We start from the raw sequence: 17,773 nt of genomic DNA on the forward strand, positions 1-17,773 counted from the left end.
CCGGGGGCGGCCGGTGCCACGCCGACTGGCGGTGCGTTCACAGGTGCAACACGATGAAACGTGAATGTGGAGGTGGTATGTCCGTGTCTCGAGGCGGAGGACGAGGCCGTCGATCCGCTGGAGGTCAAGGGCGTCGGGGAGGTCGGTCAGATCGGCGCGGCCGCGGCCGTCGCCGATGCCGTCCACCACTCGACGGGGCGCCGTGTCCGCGAGGCGCCCGTCACCGTCGAAGACCTGCTCTGACACGCCGGTTCACGCCGGTTCACCCCCGGTGAGGGTTCACCCCGGGTGAGAGGGAAGGGACGACCGCACCGGACCCCGAGAACGGTGGGACGATCATGAGCGAGTCGACAGGCGCCACCCACCGGACAGGTGGATCCGCGCAGGGCACGACGGGTATGGCGTCTGTCCTGGTCGATGACCGGGGCATGGTCGTCGAGTGGAGTCCGGCCGCCGAACGCCTGCTGGGCTATCCCGCGCGGCGGATCGTCGGCCGGCCGGCCACGGAACTGCTGGTCACCGGCGCGCCGGGAGACGGAGGGGCCGCCGAGGTGGTGCTCCGCCACCACGACGGGCACCACGTCGGCTGCCGGGTGCGGGTGCGTGCCGGACAGCGGGGTCGGGCGGCGGCCTGCTGGAGGGTCGACGTGATCCCGAGCGAGGCGTACGAAGCGCCCGCTTCCGCTGTCGACCGGGCGCTGCTGGAGGCGTTGTTCACCCGTTCTCCGATCGGCCTGTTCGTCCTCGACCCTCAGTTGCGTCTGATGCGGTACAACGGCGCGGCGGAAGGCATGCAGGGTGTCCGGGTGACCGAGGGGCTGGGCCTGCGGCCCACCGAGGTGTGGCCCGACTTCAACGCCGAGCTGGCCGAGCGGGTGATGACCGACGTCCTGAAGAGCGGGGAGCCGGTCCTCTCCTTCGAAAAGCGCGGTCGTCCGCCCGGTGACCCCGGCCGTGAGCACGTCTACGCGGCGTCCGCGTTCCGTCTGGAGGACCCGGACGGCCGCATCCTCGGAGTGGCCGACGTGGTGGTCGACAACACCGAGCGGCACCGGGCCCGGGAGCGCCTCGCTCTGGTCGCCGAGGCCGGCTCCCGGATCGGAACGACCCTCGGTGTGCTGGACACCGCGGGGGAACTGGCCGATGTGACGGTGCCGCGGCTGGCCGACAGTACGACGGTGGATCTCCTCGAGCCGGTGCTGACCGGCGAGGACGTGCCCGACGGGCCGCGCTCGGCGGGCTGGAGCCTGCGGCGCGCCGCGTCGCGGTCCGTCCGCAGCGACGGCGATTCCGGTGCGTACGGGATCGGTGAGGTCAGCACCGCCGCCGGCGATGCGCCCGCCGCCCAGCTCCTGGCCGACCGCGAACCCCGTCTGGTGCCTGTCGTCGGGGAGGACAGCGCGTGGTTGCTGAGCGATCCGGTCCGTGGCCGGCGGATGCGCGAGGAGGGGGTCCACTCGCTGTTGGCGGTCCCGCTGCTGGTCCGGGACCGCGCGCTGGGCCTCGTCACCTTCTACCGGTGGACCGCACGCGGCGCGTTCGAGGACGACGACCTCACCCTGGCCCAGGACCTCGCCGCCCGCGCCGCCGTCGCCCTGGACAACGCCCGCCGCTATGTGCGCGAACGCAACACCGTGCTGTCGCTGCAACGCGGTCTGCTGCCCCGGGACCTCCCGACCCCGGACGCGGTGCGGGCGGCACACCACTGGGTGCACTCGGGCGCGGGCGGCGACTGGACCGATGTCATCACCCTCCCGGGGGCCCGTGTGGCCCTCGTGGCGGGCAGCACCCCCGGCCGCGGTGTGCGCACCGCGGCCACGATGGGGCGGCTGCGCACGGCCGTGCACACGCTGGCCGCCCTCGATCTGGCACCCGACGAGCTGCTGGCCCGCCTGGAGGACCTGGTCCGGCAGATGGACACCGAGACCGCCGCCCCGGAGAGCGGCAGCCCCGTCGGCGCCACCTGCCTCTACCTGGTCTACGACCCCGTGACCTGCCGCTGCACCGGTTCCGCGGCCGGTCCGGCGGGCCTGGCCGTGGTGGACCCGGACGGCGCCGTGTCCTTCCCCGAGGTCCCGGCCGGACCGCCGCTCGGCCGGCCCGGTCCTCCGCTGACGAAGACCACCCTGACGCCGGCCGAAGGAAGCCGGCTGATCCTGTTCACCCCGGGGCTGCTGCAGGCGTTCCCGGGCGACTCCGGGCGCGCCGAGCTCGAGCGCCTGCTGTCCACGTCGCCCATGTCCCCGCAGGACCTGTGCCTGAAGATCACGGAGGAGCTGGTTCCCGCCGACCCCCCCGACGACGCGGCGGTCCTGGTCGCCTGCACCCGGCCCCTCGATCCGGCGCGCGTCGCCACGTGGGTGCTGCCCGCCGACCCGGCGGCCGTCGCCACCGCACGCTCGCTCACCGCCCGCCAGCTGCGCACCTGGGCCATGGACGACGAGTTGTTCTCCACGGAGCTGATCGTCAGCGAGCTCGTCACCAACGCCATCCGCCACGCCGCGCCGCCCGTGCGACTGCGTCTGATCTGCGACCGGACGCTGAGCGTCGAGGTCTCCGACGGCAGCGGCGCCGCGCCGTACCTGCGGCACGCCCGCACCACCGACGAGGGCGGCCGCGGTCTGCTGCTGGTCTCGCAGTTCGCCCAGCGCTGGGGAAGCCGCGTCGAGGAGCACGGCAAGACGATCTGGGCCGAGGAGCCCCTCACCTCGGCGGCATGACCGCGGATGCGGTGCCGTGAAGCTCGCGTCGCGACTCTGGACATTCTCCTCGAAAAGCCTTAAATCGTAAATCAAGGCACTCACACGCCGAGGGAGGACGTCACATGATCACCGAACTCGCCGTGGAGCGCGTCGAATTCGCCTGCGGTCACTGCTGGCACAAGTGGAGCGTCGACTACGACGTGCAGCACGTCCGCGATGAGCAGGGCGCCGAGTGGGAGTACTTCATCCGCGACGGGCAGGCCGTACCGTCGCCCTACGACCCGCGGGGCGCTCCCGCGTGCCCGCTGTGCGGCCGGCACTGGGTGGGCCGCCTGGTCGCCCGCCGGCCGGTGCCCCTCGCCCGGGAGACCGCCGGCGCCCCGCGCTACAAGATCGCCCCGCTCACGGAGCACCGCCCCGACCGGCACACCGCGCCGCCCTTGGAAGCGCACGCCCACGAACAGCCGCGGCAGAACCCGGGCCTCTCCGTGTGAGGGACCTGCAGGACGAGCGAGACCGGACCGGCGAGAGGACAATCGACGGTGTCGGCGACACGGCCAGCAGGAGACGGAGAGACGATCATGGCTCTGTTCCTGGCGTCGCACTGGGAGAACGGCTGGGCCGTGATGGAGATCAGGGGGGTCCTGGACACCACCACCGCCGAGGAGCTCCGTGACTTCGTGGCCGCCGTGACCGCGAAGCACAAGCACCTGCTCAATCTGATCGCGGACCTGTCCGAGCTGACGTACACGGACGCGGACGCGCTGAGCCCCCTCGTGACCGCCCACACGATGCTGGAACGGGACGGCGGGGAGCTGCGCCTGATCTGTCCCGAAGGGCGCGTGGAGCGGATCCTTCAAGCCAGCGGGCTCGCCCGGGTCCTGTCCGTCTACCCCTCCCTCGACGCGGCCCTCGCGGCCGGGCGACCGACCGGGGGCAACCGGAAACGGGGTCCCGCGCAGTGATCGCCCGCCGCCCGCAGACGGGCGGCGGGCGGCGGGCGGCGGGCGGCGGGCGGCGGGCGGCGGGCGGCGGTCTCCGTGTCCGGGGCATCTGCGCCCGAGGTGGGACATCGGCATCCGGGGCACCGGCGTCCGGCGCACGGGCCGGGCCGCCGACACCCCTCAGGTCATGCCGGTGACGGTGCGGTGTGACTTCCGCGTCCTGGTGGTCAGGCGTGGTCACCCGGCCCGGGGAGCCCGCTCGGCACCTCGGTCCGCGGGGCGGCCCGGAAGATCTCGGCCACCGCGGTGTTGGCGACCGTCACCACCGCCACGGCGCCCGCCGCGACGGGGTGACCCACTCCGTACAAGGCGGCGGCGCCGGCGCCGAACACCAGGGCCTTCACCACCAGGACGAGCGGAAGCCGCGGCCGCAGCCGCGCCCGGGGCGCGGCGAACAACGCCCAGACCACCACGGCCGACAGCGGTGTTCCCACACCGAGCAGGATCCGGAGGGCGCCCCGATGGCCGGCACCGAATCCCCACCAGCTCAGGAAGCCCAGGGCCGCGAGCTCGAGCAGGAACGCCAGGGCTTCGTTGGCGGCGTACCAGGGCCGCGCACCGAGTCCGGCCGCATCAGTCATGTCCCCCGCCATCCGATCTCTCCCGCTGCCGCACGTGTCATGCCGGGCGCGCCGTCCGTCGTCTCGGCGTCCGCCCCCGGCGCCGGCCGGCCCGGCCCGACGTGATCGCCAGGCTACCGCGCCGGGTTCACGCCCGGCAGCCGCTCAGGAGGTGCTGGCAGTGGTGTGGAAGTAGTGGCCCTTGTCCAGGTCGTCGAGGAGGCCGGGGTGGCTCGGCCGCCAGTCCAGCAGCTCGCGGGTGAGAGTGCTCGACGCCGGGCAGTCGAGTCCGAGGAAGCCGCCCAGCCAGGCGAAGTGCTCACCCGCGGCTTCGGGCGCCACCGAGGTCACCGGCACGCCGAGCTGACGGCCGATCACCTCGGCGACGTCGCGGAGCGCGACGCCCTCCTCGGCGGCACCGTGCAGCACGGAGCCCGCCGGGGCCTTCTCGACCGCCAGGCGGAACAGCCGTGCGGCATCGAGGCGGTGGACGGCCGGCCAGCGGTTCGCGCCGTCGCCGATGCAGCCGGAGACCCCCTTGGCCCGGGCGATGGCGACCAGGCTCGCCATGAAGCCGTTGTCCCCCTCGCCGTGGCAGGTCGGAGAGAGCCGCACCACGGAGGAGCGCACGCCCCGCGAGGCGAGTGCGATCACCGCCGCGGCGGTGGTCGCGCGGATGGAGACCGGTGAGCCGTCGGCCGTGGCCATGTCCCGCTCGGTCGCCACCTGCCCCGGCTTGAGGCCGGCGAGCCCGGACGCGAGGACGAAGGGACGGCCGGTGCCGGCCAGCGCGTCACCGAGGGCGTCGACCGCGCGGCGGTCCGCGTCGGCGGCGCCCGCGAAGTCGCCGCCGAAGGCGATGTCGTGCTTGAAGGCGAGGTGGACCACGCCGTCCGACGCGGCGGCGGTGTCGCCCAGGACGTCGAGGTCGTCGATGGTGCCGCGGACCACTTCCGCCCCGGCGGCGGTGAGGGCGGCGGCGGAGGCCTCGGAGCGGGCGAGCCCGGTGACCTGGTGGCCCGCGTCGATGAGCTCGGGAACGAGGGCGGAGCCGATCCAGCCGGACGCCCCGGTCACGAAGATGCGCATGGGAGTATCCCCAGACTTTTGATGTCAGTAACTGTCATCGACGGTAGCACCCGATGTCAGTGACTGTCATCGCGTAGGATCTGCCCATGAGCAGATGGGAGCCGAACGCACGCGGACGCCTGGCGGAGGCGGCGTTGGAGCTCTACAGCGAGCGCGGCTACGAGCAGACCACGGTGGCGGAGATCGCCAGGCGGGCCGGCCTCACCGAGCGGACCTTCTTCCGGCACTACACGGACAAGCGTGAGGTGCTGTTCGGCGGTTCGGGGGCGCTGCAGGAACTGTTCGTGAGCGCGGTCGCCGAGGCACCCGAGTCCGCCGCGCCGATCGACGCGATCGCGGCGGGGCTCGAGGCGGTCTCCGCGGTGTTCGTCGGGCGTCGCGAGCAGTCCCGTCGGCGACAGGCCGTCATCGCGGCCAACGCGGAGCTCCAGGAGCGCGAGCTGATCAAGCTCGCCTCGCTGGCGGCGGCACTCGGCGGCGCCCTGCGCGGGCGCGGTGTCACGGAACCGGCCGCGAGCCTGACCGCCGAGGCGGGTGTCGCCGTCTTCAAGGTCGGCTTCGAGCACTGGATCGCGTCGGCCGGGGAACGCGAGATGGCGCCGTTGATGCGGGAGGCGTTGGACGAGCTCAAGGCCGTGACCGCGGGCGCCCAGGGCACCTCGGGCTGAAGCCGTAGGTCCCTCCAGGGAGTGCCGGGCCCGCGGCACGCGAAGAGAACGGCGCCGGCGGCGCGTCAGAGCACAGCCCCGGCGGCGCTCTCGGCCGAGCCGAGAGTCGTCCGGGCCTCGACCCCGAAGGTCAGGGCCCGCCATGGAACCGATCTCGAATCGCGGCGCGAGCGCGCCTCCGTGTGCGCGCCACGACCTGGAGGTGCTGCCGGCCCAGACGGCGTCGACGGCCACGCCGTAGACCGTCGCCCGGGCGGCCCCCTCGCGAGCGCGCGTGGGCCGTCCGGGCGAAGCGGTCGTCACAGGGTCCTGACGGCATGCCAACGGCCGGCGATCCGCTCTACCGTGCGGGCATGACGTGGACGGCACGACTCCAGCGTCTGCTGACGACCGTCGAGCAGCGCTTCCCCGTCGTGACCGAACTGGCGAACCGCCTGCTGTCCGCGAACCTGCTGGACGCCGGCACGCGACTGGCCGCCCAGGCCTTCCTGGCCGCGGTGCCCGTCCTGTTCGCCGTCGCCGCGTTCGCCCCGCAGAGCGTGCGCGACCAGCTCCGGGATTCGCTGCGCGCCATGTTCGGCCTGACCGGAGCGTCCGACGAGGAACTGCAGCGGGTCCTGACCGACCCCGGTGGCAAGAGCCTGCGCGAGACCACCGGGGTCATCGGCCTGCTGATCACGCTGCTCTCCGCGACCAGCTTCAGCCGTGCCATGTCCCGGGTCTGCGAGCGCGCCTGGCGACTGCCCAGGACCAGCACCCGTGCCGCGGCCTGGCGGTGGGTGGTCTGGCTGCTGGCGCTGGTCCTGGTGGTCTTCCTGCAAGGCCCGATCCGCGACGGCTTCGGCGCCGGAGTGTGGCTCGGTACGCCCCTGCTCTTCATGGTGGCGACGGGCGTGTGGCTCTGGACGCAGCACCTGCTGCTGGCCGCCCGCGTCCCCTGGACACGGTTGCTGCCGGGCGCTCTCCTCGCCGCGGCGGCCACGAGCGCGCTCGGCCTGACCGCCCGGCTCTACATGCCCACGGCGCTCAACCGTGCCCTGTCCGAGTACGGCGCTCTCGGCATGGTCCTGGTCATGCTGTCCTGGCTGATCGTCCTGTGCGCCGCCATCACCTTCGCGGTGACCATCGGTGCCGTCCTGGCGGACGAGCCGCCCTTGAACCGCTATCTGCGACACGGCTGACGGCAGGGCCCCGTCGGCCTCCTGGCCGGCTCGCGGCGGACGGCGAAGGCCTGCGGTCGACGGCAAAAAGGAAAGGCAAGGAGGTCACCCACTCTTGCCACTCTCAACTTATAACACACGGGGGGCCTTGCGGCAAGGCCCCCATCGTGCCGCAGAATCTCCGGCCTGGTCCTGTCGTCCCGCACTGACACGCACACCGGCCGCGAGCGGCCACAGATCGGAGCCATTACGTGAACCCGCTGACGTCCAGCGTGTTTGACCTTGCCGACACCCTCTCCCCCAAGGCCGACCCGGCGCTGATCGCCCGCGACGAGCAGCAGTTCGCGGCCATCGCCAAGACCCTGGAGCTGACGGTCGCCGAACTGTCCGACCGCCTCGACGCCGAGCTGAAGGCGCCCGGTGGAGTGGGCCAGGAGGCGATGGACCGGGACATCGAGGTCCGCCGGCTCAGCGCCCGGCTGCGTACCCTGCGCCGCTTCGGCCTGGACCTGTGCCTCGGGCACATGGTTCCCGACGACGGCGCCGAGCCCGTCTACATCGGACGGCTGGGCCTCACCGACAACGAGGGCCGCCGGCTGCTGATCGACTGGCGTTCCCCGGCCGCCGAGCCGTTCTTCGCGGCGACCCACGCCAACCCGATGGGTCTGGTGAGCCGCCGCAGATACCGGTGGACCCGCGGCCGGATCAGCGACTACTGGGACGAGGTGTTCACCGCCGACGGTCTCGAGGGGTGCGCGGCACTCGACGACCAGTCCGCGTTCATCGCCGGCCTGGGCACCAACCGCTCGTCGCGCATGCGGGACGTGCTCGCCACCATCCAGGCCGACCAGGACGCCATCATCCGGGCGGGATCCCGCGGCGCCCTCGTGGTCGACGGAGGGCCGGGCACGGGCAAGACCGTCGTCGCCCTGCACCGCACCGCCCACCTCCTCTATTCCGACCCGCGCCTCGGCCACCGGCGCGGCGGGGTGCTGTTCGTCGGCCCGCACCGGCCCTACCTGTCCTACGTCTCCGACGTTCTGCCCAGCCTCGGCGAGGAGGGGGTGCAGACCTGCACCGTGCGGGACCTCGTCGCCGAAGGCACCTCGGCGACGGTGGAGACCGACCCGGAGGTGGCCCGTCTGAAGTCGTCCGCGGACATGGTGAAGGCCATCGAAAAGGCCGTCAGGTTCTACGAGGAGCCGCCCACCGAGGCACTGACGGTCACGGTCGACTGGTCCGACCTCCGGCTGACCGCCGGCGACTGGGCCGAGGCCTTCGAGGCGCCGGAACCCGGCACGCCGCACAACGAGGCGCGGGAGCAGATCTGGGAGAAGCTGGCCGAGATCCTGATGGACAAGTACGACGGCGACGTCTCGCCCGACCTGTTCCGCAGGGCGCTGCGGCAGGACGAGGAGCTGAACGCGGCCCTCGGCCGCGCATGGCCGCTGATCGAAGCGGCCGACCTCGTCGGAGACCTGTGGTCGGTCCCGGCCTATCTGCGGATGTGCGCTCCCTGGCTCGGCCCGGAGGAGGTCCGCGGGCTCCAGCGCGCCGACCCCCGGGCCTGGACGGTGTCCGATCTGCCGCTCCTGGACGCCGCACGACAGCGTCTCGGCGACCCGGAGGCCTCCCGGCGCAAGCTCCGGCGGGAGGCCTCCGTCGCCGCCGAACGCGAGTACCGGGCCCAGGTCACCGAGAACCTGCTCAGGACCGACGACGACTGGCAGGGCATGCTGATGACGATGCTGAAGGGCCAGGACCTGCAGAACTCCCTGGTCGACGAGGACGCGCTGCCCCACACCGAACCCGACCTCCTGGCCGGCCCGTTCGCGCACATCGTGGTGGACGAGGCGCAGGAACTGACCGACGCGGAGTGGCAGATGCTGCTGCTGCGCTGCCCGTCCCGCAGCTTCACCATCGTCGGGGACCGCGCGCAGGCCCGGCACGGGTTCACGGAGTCGTGGCAGGAGCGGCTGGCGCGGGTCGGGCTCGACCGGATCGACGTGGCCTCCCTGAGCATCAACTACCGGACACCGGAAGAGGTCATGGCGGAGGCCGAGCCGGTCATCCGGGCGGTGCTCCCGGACGCCAACGTGCCGGCCTCCATCCGCAGCGGCGGCGTCCCCGTCGTCCACGGAGCGGTCAGCGACCTCGACTCGGTCCTCTCCACCTGGCTCGCCGCACATGCCGAGGGGATCGCCTGTGTCATCGGCCGTCCCACGTTCCGCGGCACGTCCTCCCGTGTCCGGTCGCTGACGCCGGAGCTGTCGAAGGGGCTGGAGTTCGACCTGGTCGTCCTCGTCGACCCGGAGAAGTTCGGCGAGGGCGTCGAAGGAGCCGTCGACCGCTACGTCGCGATGACCAGGGCGACCCAGCGACTCGTCGTCCTCACGAGCCGCTGACGGCGGCGCGGGGCGTGCCGCCGGTCCCAGCGGCCTGCGTGCGGTCCCGGGCGATGATGCGCGGATGCGGTACGGCGAAGTCGTACAACCCCTCCCGCACGTCGCGGTGGTTGCGCACCAGGAAGCCCTCCATGCGGAGGCTCACCAACTTCGTTAGTGATCCCTAGTGTTGTGCATGTATGGTCGTGGGTATGGAGTTGCTGCGTATGTCCAAGGCTGCGAAGCGTCTCGGGATACACCCGATGACGCTTCGTCAGTGGGCTGTCGACGGCAAGATCCCGTTCACGTGGGTCGGCCGGGAGCGCCGGTTCTCCTCCGTTGATGTGGAGAACATGAAGCGAGGCAGTGACTCCGCGTCCTCCCGCCCTCGGCTTGAGCTGCTGTATGTGCGCGTGTCCGGCTCGTCCGGGCAGGAGTCCTGAGGCCCAGGAGGCCGAGCTGCGGGCCACTGCGACGGGGAAGGTCGTCAAGGTTGTCCGGGATCGCGGCTCGGGCCTGAAGGAGAACCGGCTCGGCCTGAACCGGGTGTTGACGATGGTGTCGGACGGCTCGGTTACCGTGGTGCGGGTGACGCATGAGGACCGGCTGGCCCGGTTCGGTGTCGGCTGGCTCAAGCGGCTGTTCGCCGTGTATGGCGTCACCGTCGAGGTGCTGCACCCGAAGAAGCTCGGCGGCCGGGACGAACTCCTCGAAGACTTCGTGTCGCTGGTCACCACATTCGCTGGGCGCCTGTATGGGATGCGGTCGGCGGAGAACCGCAGGCGGCTGCTGGCCGAGTCCGGCCAGTGCAGCGACGAGGGCAACGTCGCGTGAGCCGGAAGCTGCCGCTCGCCGGGGGCGAGACCTCCCGCACCGCCTGCGCCCGCGCCCTGATCCGGTCGGGCGTGGACGAGAAGACCGGCGAGCTCCTCACCGCCGGCGCTCTGGCAGAGCGCGTCGGCTGGTGTGTTGACCTCGTGCACGACATGACCGGTTGCCTGCTGGCCGGGCACTGGAACACCTCCGATGTGGACACGCTGGCCTCCGGCCAGGACGCGGGCGGCAGGAAGCTGCCGTCTAATGCGTGGATGGCGCTGCGCCGCCTCGGCTGGACCGTGGGCGCCCCAGATGGGGTGAAGGTCAACGACCGGATCGTGCGCATGGCCCAGGAACAGGCTGGGCGGGCGCTGCGGTCGGCCAAGTGGCGTGCCGATCTGACAGCCGGGGTACTGGCCGCGTGGCCTGCCGACGCGAAGAAGCGCACCTTGGACGAGTGGGATCAGGTGCGGGCCGCGATACCGGGCGGCGAGTACCTTCCGTCCAGCATCATCCGCTCCCGAACCCGCCAGATCGCCTCTTTCGAGCGGAAGAATCGCCGTCTCCCAGCCGACGTGTTCGAACTCGAACCCACGCCCCGCGTCGCCAGGATGCTGCTGCTGGCCGCGTGTGACGGGCAGCAGGCCGCGATCGAACGATCCGACGACCGGCAGCGGATGCTCCTGCGCTTGCAGCTCCCCACCCGCCCCGACCCGCAGAAGTACGCAGACTGGACGTGGGTCGCCTGCCCTGTCACCCTGCCGCCGACGATTCCGGCGAACGCGGTGATCCACCTGCCCACCCTACGGATCACAGGCGGCAAGGTGCGCGCCGACCTCGCCTACACCCACCCCGTCCCGAAAGCACAGCGCACTGGCCACACCGTGGCGTTGGGCGTGGACTGGGGCCTCAATACCCTGCTCAGCGCGGGCACGATCCGGCTGCACGAGGACGGGACGATCACCGCACTCGGTTCCGGCGCACAGTTCCGGGCCGCCGGAGTGCTGGCCAAGCAGTACCGGCTGCGCCGCAACTCGGAGTGCCTGCACGCCAAGACCGACCACTACGCCCGACTCGACAGCCCCGCCCTGGCCAGCAAGCACGCGGTGCTGGCCGAGGAGATCCGCCGCGTCTCGGAGCGCCGCTCGAACCTCAACGACGCCCTGGCGTGGAGCGCGGCCCGCTGGGTCGTGGACCAGGCCATCGCTGTAGGTGCGACCGCGATCTATCTGGAAGACCTGCGGTCGATGGAGGCCGGGGGCATGGGCCGCACTCACAACACGCGCCTGTCCCAGACTGTGCGTGGACAGATCGCCGACCGTATGCGGCACCTCGCCGCCGAACAGGGGATCGCGGTGGTCACCGTGCCGCCCCGCAACACCTCCAAGCACTGCCCGCACTGCCTCGCCCCGCTCCGACACCGCAAATCCCCCGACCGGCCCACCGTCACGGGCTGGAAGTGGGCCATCTGCCCCAACCCCGACTGCGGTTGGCAAGGCGACCGCGACCAGGGCGCCTGGCGGCGTATCGCCGCACGCGGCCTGACCCACCAGACCAAGACCGTCACCGACCGCACCAGCGGCCAGATGGTGATCCGCACGGTGGTGGACACCATGGAAGCCAAAGCCATCATCACCGCCGCCCCGAAGACCAGCCGGCCCGACCGGTCGAAGACCGGCCCCACCCGGCCGCGAACCAACCGCCTCACGCCCAGGCGACGTGAGGTCCCCTCCCCAGCAGGCCGCCCGTGCGGCCCCGCTGGCAAGCGTCCGGAGGGACACGCACCAATGGGCCGGACCCGGCTGCCCCGCGCAGCCCACCGGCACCAGGGCGTGACCACGATCAGCACACCCACCACCAGCCGACACCGGCCACGCGGAGCAGCACTGGGCGCGGGATTCCATCTCCACGCTCATGCTTCCCCGCCCAGGTGGGCAGATCCCACGCCGGACCTTACGGTTCGCATGGGACCGCTTAGCTGATCAGAGACGCTACAGACGGACGACGATCAGGGCGATGTCGTCGTGCCCGCCGCCGCTGACGCCGAGGCGGGACAGCAGGGTGTCGGCCAGGTGGTCCGGGTTGAGCCGCGAGTGTTCGGTGAGGACGTCGGTCAGCCGGTTGAGGCCGGCGTCGATGTCCTCGCCGCGGCGTTCGACGAGGCCGTCGGTGTAGAGGACGAGGGTGTCGCCGGGGGTGTAGGGCGCGGCGGCCTGAGGGCGCGGGACGTGTTCCGGGCGTGTTCCCAGGGGCGGGTCGGTGGCCTGGTCGAGCAGGACGAAGGTGCCGTCGGGGTGGGCCAGGACCGGCGGTGGGTGGCCGGCGTTGCTGTAGGTGATGTGGCGCCGGTGGGTGTCGATGACGGCTTTGACGGCGGTGGTGGCCAGTGCTCCGTCCACCGAGCGGGCGTACAGGCCCAGCACCTCCATGGCCCGGTCGGGCTCGCGCAGGGCGCGGATGGCGGCGGACAGGGCGCTGCGGAGCATGCCCATGACGGCGGCGGCCTCCAGGCCGTGCCCGACGACGTCGCCGACGGCGACGGTGAAGCTGTCGTCGGGGAGGTCCACCACGTCGTACCAGTCGCCGCACACGTTCAGCCCCTTGGCGGCGGGCAGGTAGCGCACGGCGATGTTGCGGTGGCCGGCCAGGTCGGGGGCCTGCAGCATGGCCTCCTGGAGGGTGACGGCGACCTGCCGCTCCCTGGCGTGGGCCTGCCGCAGCTGTTCGTTGAGCAGTTGCAGTTCCCGGGCCCGGGCGTAGAGTTCGGCCTCCATGGCCTGCCGCTCGGTGAGCGTCCGCCCCGCCTGTGGCTGCTCGGTGTGGGAGAGCACGAACGCGGTGACGTCCTCCACCCTGTGGATGATCCACGCCACCTGTCCGTCCGGGCCCAGCACGGGTGTGTTGATCGGGGACCACCAGCGTTCCTCGAACACCCCGGGGTGTTCGGAGACGGGGATGTCGTACTTCTGCACCGCCATCGTGTCCGGCTCCTTCGAGCGCAGCACCCGGTGCAGGGAGGCGCTCAGGTTCCGCACGCCGTCGGCGTCGGGGTCGGCCGGGTTGTCGGGGAACGCGTCGAAGAGGTACCGCCCGACCAGGTCCTCGCGGGGTCGCCGGCTGGCGAGGCAGAAGGCCGCGTTGACGTCGAGGATCACCAGATCGGGGCCGAGCACCACGTACGGACTGGGTGTGGCGGCGAACAACGCCTGGTAGTCGATCGGCGGTGTCGTCACAGGCGCACTCCCGTCCTGTCCGGCGGCCCCTTCCCCTCCCACTATGCGCGTCGGGGGCCACTCGAGCGCGGCCGGTCTCGCGGTGTCGCGGAGCCCCTGACCAGGGCGATGCGGGGCCATCCGTCCTCGCGCCGCGACGAGCGTGCACTGGAGACGGCACTCGGCCCTCGTCGAAGATCACCCGATCGGACGGCTCCGGGCGCGGTGCCGCCCCTGGGGAGAAACCATGTCAAGCGGTCGGGTCTGTCGAGAACTTGAAGGAACCGATTTCTGGACGACCTCACCGTTCGGGTCGCGCGCCTCCCGACGTGCCCGGTCGGGCGGCCGGCTCCGGCCGCAGTCGGACGCGAGTCGGCTCCGGCCCGAAGCAGGCGCAAGATTGAAGTATGTCCGGATGCCGCATCCGATCCAGCTCATCCCCGGCCGCCTGGTTCATGGACAGTGCCGACCGTGGCCGGCGGCGAGGGCGCCCTTCGGTGCTGAGCGTCCGGAGTGTCGTCGGCCAGATGTTCCTGCTGCAGGTGGTGGTCGTGCTGCTGCTCGCTGTCGCAGGGGTCGTCCTGCTGGTCCTGACGACCCAGCGGGAGAGCGTCCGTGAGGCGAGCAGTCGTTCGCTGGCCGTCGCGCAGGGCTTCGCCAGCTCACCGGGTGTCGCGGAAGCCCTCGGGTCCCAGCATCCCACGGCGGCGCTGCAGCCGCGGGTCCAGCAGGCCCAGACGCGCTCCGCCGTCGACTTCATGGGCGTCCTGAACCGGCGCGGAGTCTACGTGGCCCTCTCCTCCATCGTGGGCCGCCCCGGTCTGCACACCACCACGGACATGGCCGATCTGCTGGCCGGGCGGACCGTGACGGAGCAGGGTGTCGGCTCTCTCGGGCCTCAGATCCGGGCCTTCGTCCCGGTCAGGGTACCCGGCGGCCCGGTGGTCGGCGCGGTCGGCGCCGGGGTCACCCTCGAACACGTCAGCGAGAGGGTCACGGCGCAGCTGCCGATGGTGCTGGGCGTCACCGCCGGCGCGGTGGCCGTCACCACGGGCGGGGCGGCGGTGCTCAGCCGACGGCTGTGGCGCCAGACCCGTGGCCTCGGCCCGGCCGAGATCACCCGGATGTACGACCACCACAACGCGGTCCTGCACTCGGTGCGCGAGGGAGTGCTGATCATCGGAGGCGACGGGCGGCTGCTGCTGGCCAACGACGAGGCCCGGCGGCTGCTGGACCTGCCCGCGGACGCCCAGCGACGCCCGGTCTCGGATCTCGGCCTGGACACGCACATGACCGAGTTGCTGACCTCGGAGCAGGTGGTGACCGACAAGGTGCATCTGGCGGGTGATCGCCTGCTGGCGGTGAACGTGCGGCCGACCGCCGCCTACGGCGGACCCGCCGGGAGTGCGGTGACGCTGCGCGACACCACGGAGCTGCGGGCCCTGGCGGGCACGGCCGAGGCGGCCCGGGACCGTCTGAAGCTGCTGTACGACGCCGGGACACGCATCGGCTCCACGCTGGATGTGGTGCGTACCACCGAGGAACTCACGGAGGTGGCGGTGCCCCGCTTCGCCGACGTCGCCACCGTCGAGCTGCTGGAGCCGGTCCTCAAGGGCGACGAGCCCCTCGAGGGGCACACCGGGATGCGCCGTACTGCGGTCGGCGGGCTCCCCGAGGACTCACCGCTGTACCCGCTGGGCGAGCTGGTCGGCTTCTCGCCCACCACACCCGTGGCGGCGGGCGCGGCGGGCGGGCACGCGCTCCTGGAGGCCGATCTGAGGACCGCGGCCGGCTGGCGCACCCAGGATCCCGAGCGGGCCCGAAGACTCCTCGGCCATGGCATCCGCTCGCTGATCACCGTGCCGTTGCGGGCTCGGGGCATGGTGCTGGGGCTGGCCGACTTCTGGCGTCTGCGGAGCACGGAGCCGTTCGTGGAGGAGGATCTGTCCTTCGCCGAGGAGCTGGCGGCACGGGCGGCGGTGGCGATCGACAACGCCCGCCGCTACACCCGCGAGCACACCATGGCGGTGACGTTGCAGCGCAGCCTGCTGCCGCGGGGCGTGCCGGAGCAGTCCGCCCTGGAGGTGGCCCACCGCTACCTGCCCTCGCAGGGCGGCGTGTGCGGCGACTGGTTCGACGTCATTCCGCTGCCCGGCACACGTGTCGCGCTGGTGGTCGGTGACGTCGTGGGCCACGGCCTGCACGCGTCGGCCACCATGGGCCGGCTGCGCACCGCCGTGCACAACTTCTCCGCTCTGGACCTCTCCCCCGACGAGCTCCTGGCCCACCTGGACGAGCTGGTCGCCCATCTGGACCAGCCGGCCGCCGACGCGGACGGCGGCGCGGCCCACGGCATCACCGGTGCCACCTGCCTGTACGCCGTCTACGACCCGGTCTCCGGCGTGTGCACCATCGCCAGCGCCGGGCACCCGGGCCCCGCCCTGGTCCGCCCGGACGGCACGGTCGCCTTCCCGGACACACCCGCCTCGCCCCCGCTCGGCCTGGGCATCGGCCACCCGTTCGAAACGGCCGCGCTGGAGCTGCCGGAGGGCAGCCGGCTGGCCCTGTTCACGGACGGACTGCTCGTGAACCACCGGCGCGATCTCGACACCGGCCTGGCGCTGCTGCGAGACGCCCTGGCCCGCCCCGGCCTCGACCCGGAACAGACCTGCCAGGCGGTCCTGGACGCACTGCTCCCGGAACGCCGCAGCGACGACATCGTCCTGCTCGTCGCCCGCACCCGGCTGACGGACCCCGCCCGGGTCGCCGAGTGGGACGTGCCCCCGGACCCGGCGGCCGTCTCCCGCGTCCGCTCCGAGACCGCCCGTCAGATGGAGGCCTGGGATCTGCACCTGGCCGCCTTCAGCACCGAGCTGATCGTCAGCGAGCTGGTCACCAACGCCATCCGGTACGGCGCCCCGCCCATCCGGTTGCGTCTGCTGCTCGACCGAAGCCTGATCTGCGAGGTCGCCGACGGCTCCAGCACGTCCCCGCACCTGCGCCGCGCCCGGCTCACCGACGAGGGCGGCCGCGGCCTGTTCCTGGTCGCCCGGTTCGCCCAGCGCTGGGGCACCCGGTACACCTCCCGGGGCAAGGTCATCTGGACCGAGCAGGCGCTCCACGGCGCGGCCGCGGAACCCGACACGGACCTCGCCGACGTCCTCCTCGACCACTGGGATGCCTGACCGCGGCCGGGCGCCGGCCTCGCTGCGGGGCCGGCGCCCGATCCGGTGTCACTGGTCGTCGTACTCGTCGTGGCGGCGCCACCAGAAGCCGGTCTCGTTGCGTCCGAGTGGCGCGCGGTCGAGCCACTGGTACATGCCCCACAGCACGTCCAGCCCCCGTTCGTACGTCGAGTAGGTGTGGTACACAACGCCGTCCTGGAGGGCGAACGCGCTCATGCCGGGCCCTTCCCGCCGGTACGTCGGCCAGTCCGTGCCGACCGTGGCGGCCATCTCGACGAGTGCGGGGTCCTCCTCACCGGCCTGCGGGGGCCGTACGTCCATCGGGTGGAAGTTGTACTCGACGAATCCGGACTCCCACTCCTCCTTGGTGTGGGCCACCCCGAAGTCGTGGTTGAAGTCGCTGCCGAACGACGAGGCCCAGGGGAAGTTCCAGCCCATACGCCGCTGGTAGGCCTGGAGTTTCGCCAGCGGCGCCCGTGACACCGCGCACAGCGTGACGTCGTGGTGCGCGAGATGGGCGACGGAGCCGTCGAAGCCGTCCGCGATCGCCGAGCAGGAGGGACACCCCGCCTGGTAGCCCGGCCCGAACATGAAGTGGTAGACGAGCAGCTGCGAGCGCCCCTCGAACAGATCGGCCAGGGACGCCGTTCCCTTGTCCGTCTCGAAGCGGTACTCCTTGTCGATCCGGACCCAGGGCAGCTCCTGCCGCTGCCGCGCCACGGCGTCGCCGCGCCGGGTCAGTTCCTTCTCGGCCTCGAGCAGCTCCAGCCGGGCCGCCAGCCACTCCTGACGTGTTCCGGTCCTGTGGGCGGTCATGGTCTGTCTCCTTCCCTTTTCCCGCCTTCCCGTCTTCCTCCCTCTTTCGTGTTCCTTCCTTTCGGGGGTTCGTCTCTTCCTCGTCTCCGGGTTCGGCTCTTCCTCGCCGGCCCGTACGCCCGTCCTCCCACACGGCCGGGTCAGACGTACCCGGGGCGCCGACGAGTCCGGCCCTAG

The 17,773-nt window shown here is 72.1% G+C and carries 16 protein-coding genes; 11 read left to right on the forward strand and 5 right to left on the reverse strand.

The genetic code is table 11. The features are described from left to right. Positions 1–66 precede the first annotated feature (66 nt). The 4 genes from R2S09_RS14900 (at position 67) to R2S09_RS14915 (ending at position 3,667) form a co-directional block, all read left to right on the forward strand. Positions 67–243, forward strand: coding sequence for a hypothetical protein (locus tag R2S09_RS14900; RefSeq protein ID WP_316741438.1), 177 nt, complete (start codon positions 67–69; stop codon positions 241–243). A gap of 95 nt (positions 244–338) precedes the next feature. Further along, positions 339–2,720: a SpoIIE family protein phosphatase gene (locus R2S09_RS14905; protein ID WP_306189738.1), complete on the forward strand. Its 2,382-nt coding sequence runs from the start codon at positions 339–341 to the stop codon at positions 2,718–2,720. A gap of 104 nt (positions 2,721–2,824) precedes the next feature. After that, on the forward strand, positions 2,825–3,196 hold the full coding sequence (locus R2S09_RS14910) for a hypothetical protein (RefSeq protein WP_316741440.1): 372 nt from the start codon (positions 2,825–2,827) through the stop codon (positions 3,194–3,196). Positions 3,197–3,283: 87 nt separating this feature from the next. Further along, on the forward strand, positions 3,284–3,667 hold the full coding sequence (locus tag R2S09_RS14915; RefSeq protein WP_306189740.1) for an STAS domain-containing protein: 384 nt from the start codon (positions 3,284–3,286) through the stop codon (positions 3,665–3,667). 206 nt (positions 3,668–3,873) lie between these two features. Here the strand turns inward: R2S09_RS14915 and R2S09_RS14920 are convergent, their stop codons facing one another. Then, positions 3,874–4,287, reverse strand: coding sequence for a YrdB family protein (locus R2S09_RS14920; protein WP_306189741.1), 414 nt, complete (start codon positions 4,285–4,287; stop codon positions 3,874–3,876). 144 nt (positions 4,288–4,431) lie between these two features. Continuing rightward, positions 4,432–5,355: an SDR family oxidoreductase gene (locus R2S09_RS14925; protein ID WP_306189742.1), complete on the reverse strand. Its 924-nt coding sequence runs from the start codon at positions 5,353–5,355 to the stop codon at positions 4,432–4,434. Between the two features lie 86 nt (positions 5,356–5,441). On the opposite strand from R2S09_RS14925, the gene R2S09_RS14930 reads away from it, so the two are divergent. From R2S09_RS14930 to helR, 3 genes are all read left to right on the forward strand, one after another. Continuing rightward, on the forward strand, positions 5,442–6,023 hold the full coding sequence (locus tag R2S09_RS14930) for a TetR/AcrR family transcriptional regulator (RefSeq protein WP_306189743.1): 582 nt from the start codon (positions 5,442–5,444) through the stop codon (positions 6,021–6,023). A 353-nt stretch (positions 6,024–6,376) separates the two neighbouring features. Then, the gene (locus tag R2S09_RS14935) at positions 6,377–7,204 is read left to right on the forward strand and encodes a YhjD/YihY/BrkB family envelope integrity protein (RefSeq protein WP_306189744.1); all 828 of its coding nucleotides are present in this window, start codon (positions 6,377–6,379) and stop codon (positions 7,202–7,204) included. Positions 7,205–7,434: 230 nt separating this feature from the next. Further along, positions 7,435–9,588, forward strand: coding sequence for an RNA polymerase recycling motor ATPase HelR (gene helR / locus R2S09_RS14940; protein WP_316741442.1), 2,154 nt, complete (start codon positions 7,435–7,437; stop codon positions 9,586–9,588). Here the strand turns inward: helR and R2S09_RS14945 are convergent. Next, on the reverse strand, positions 9,575–9,733 hold the full coding sequence (locus R2S09_RS14945; protein WP_306189759.1) for a hypothetical protein: 159 nt from the start codon (positions 9,731–9,733) through the stop codon (positions 9,575–9,577). The genes helR and R2S09_RS14945 overlap by 14 nt on opposite strands. 46 nt (positions 9,734–9,779) lie before the next feature. On the opposite strand from R2S09_RS14945, the gene R2S09_RS14950 reads away from it, so the two are divergent. Genes R2S09_RS14950 through R2S09_RS14960 form a run of 3 tightly spaced genes read left to right on the forward strand, consistent with a single transcriptional unit; the run spans position 9,780 to position 12,365 of the window. Continuing rightward, complete coding sequence (locus R2S09_RS14950; protein ID WP_316741443.1) at positions 9,780–10,010, forward strand: excisionase family DNA-binding protein; 231 nt, start codon at positions 9,780–9,782, stop codon at positions 10,008–10,010. Next, a complete protein-coding gene (locus R2S09_RS14955; protein WP_316741444.1) occupies positions 9,973–10,401 on the forward strand; it encodes a recombinase family protein in 429 nt (142 codons plus the stop codon). Before R2S09_RS14950 ends, R2S09_RS14955 begins: the two co-directional genes overlap by 38 nt. After that, positions 10,398–12,365 (forward strand): zinc ribbon domain-containing protein, encoded by a 1,968-nt coding sequence (locus R2S09_RS14960; RefSeq protein WP_316741445.1) that lies wholly within the window; start codon positions 10,398–10,400, stop codon positions 12,363–12,365. The genes R2S09_RS14955 and R2S09_RS14960 overlap by 4 nt, the downstream gene beginning before the upstream one ends. Before the next feature lie 9 nt (positions 12,366–12,374). Here R2S09_RS14960 and R2S09_RS14965 read toward each other — a convergent pair whose 3' ends face one another. Next, positions 12,375–13,616 carry a SpoIIE family protein phosphatase gene (locus tag R2S09_RS14965; protein WP_306192068.1) on the reverse strand — a complete coding sequence of 414 codons (1,242 nt, stop codon included), beginning with the start codon at positions 13,614–13,616 and terminating at the stop codon, positions 12,375–12,377. 506 nt (positions 13,617–14,122) lie between these two features. On the opposite strand from R2S09_RS14965, the gene R2S09_RS14970 reads away from it, so the two are divergent. Continuing rightward, positions 14,123–16,780, forward strand: a complete 2,658-nt coding sequence (locus tag R2S09_RS14970) for a SpoIIE family protein phosphatase (protein ID WP_316741449.1) — start codon at positions 14,123–14,125, stop codon at positions 16,778–16,780. Positions 16,781–16,828: 48 nt separating this feature from the next. On the opposite strand, the gene R2S09_RS14975 is transcribed toward R2S09_RS14970, so the two are convergent. Further along, positions 16,829–17,596: a DUF899 domain-containing protein gene (locus R2S09_RS14975; protein ID WP_316741450.1), complete on the reverse strand. Its 768-nt coding sequence runs from the start codon at positions 17,594–17,596 to the stop codon at positions 16,829–16,831. Between the last annotated feature and the right edge of the window lie 177 nt (positions 17,597–17,773).

This window comes from Streptomyces sp. MK7 (assembly GCF_032658145.1).
Lineage (GTDB): Bacteria > Actinomycetota > Actinomycetes > Streptomycetales > Streptomycetaceae > Streptomyces > Streptomyces spiralis.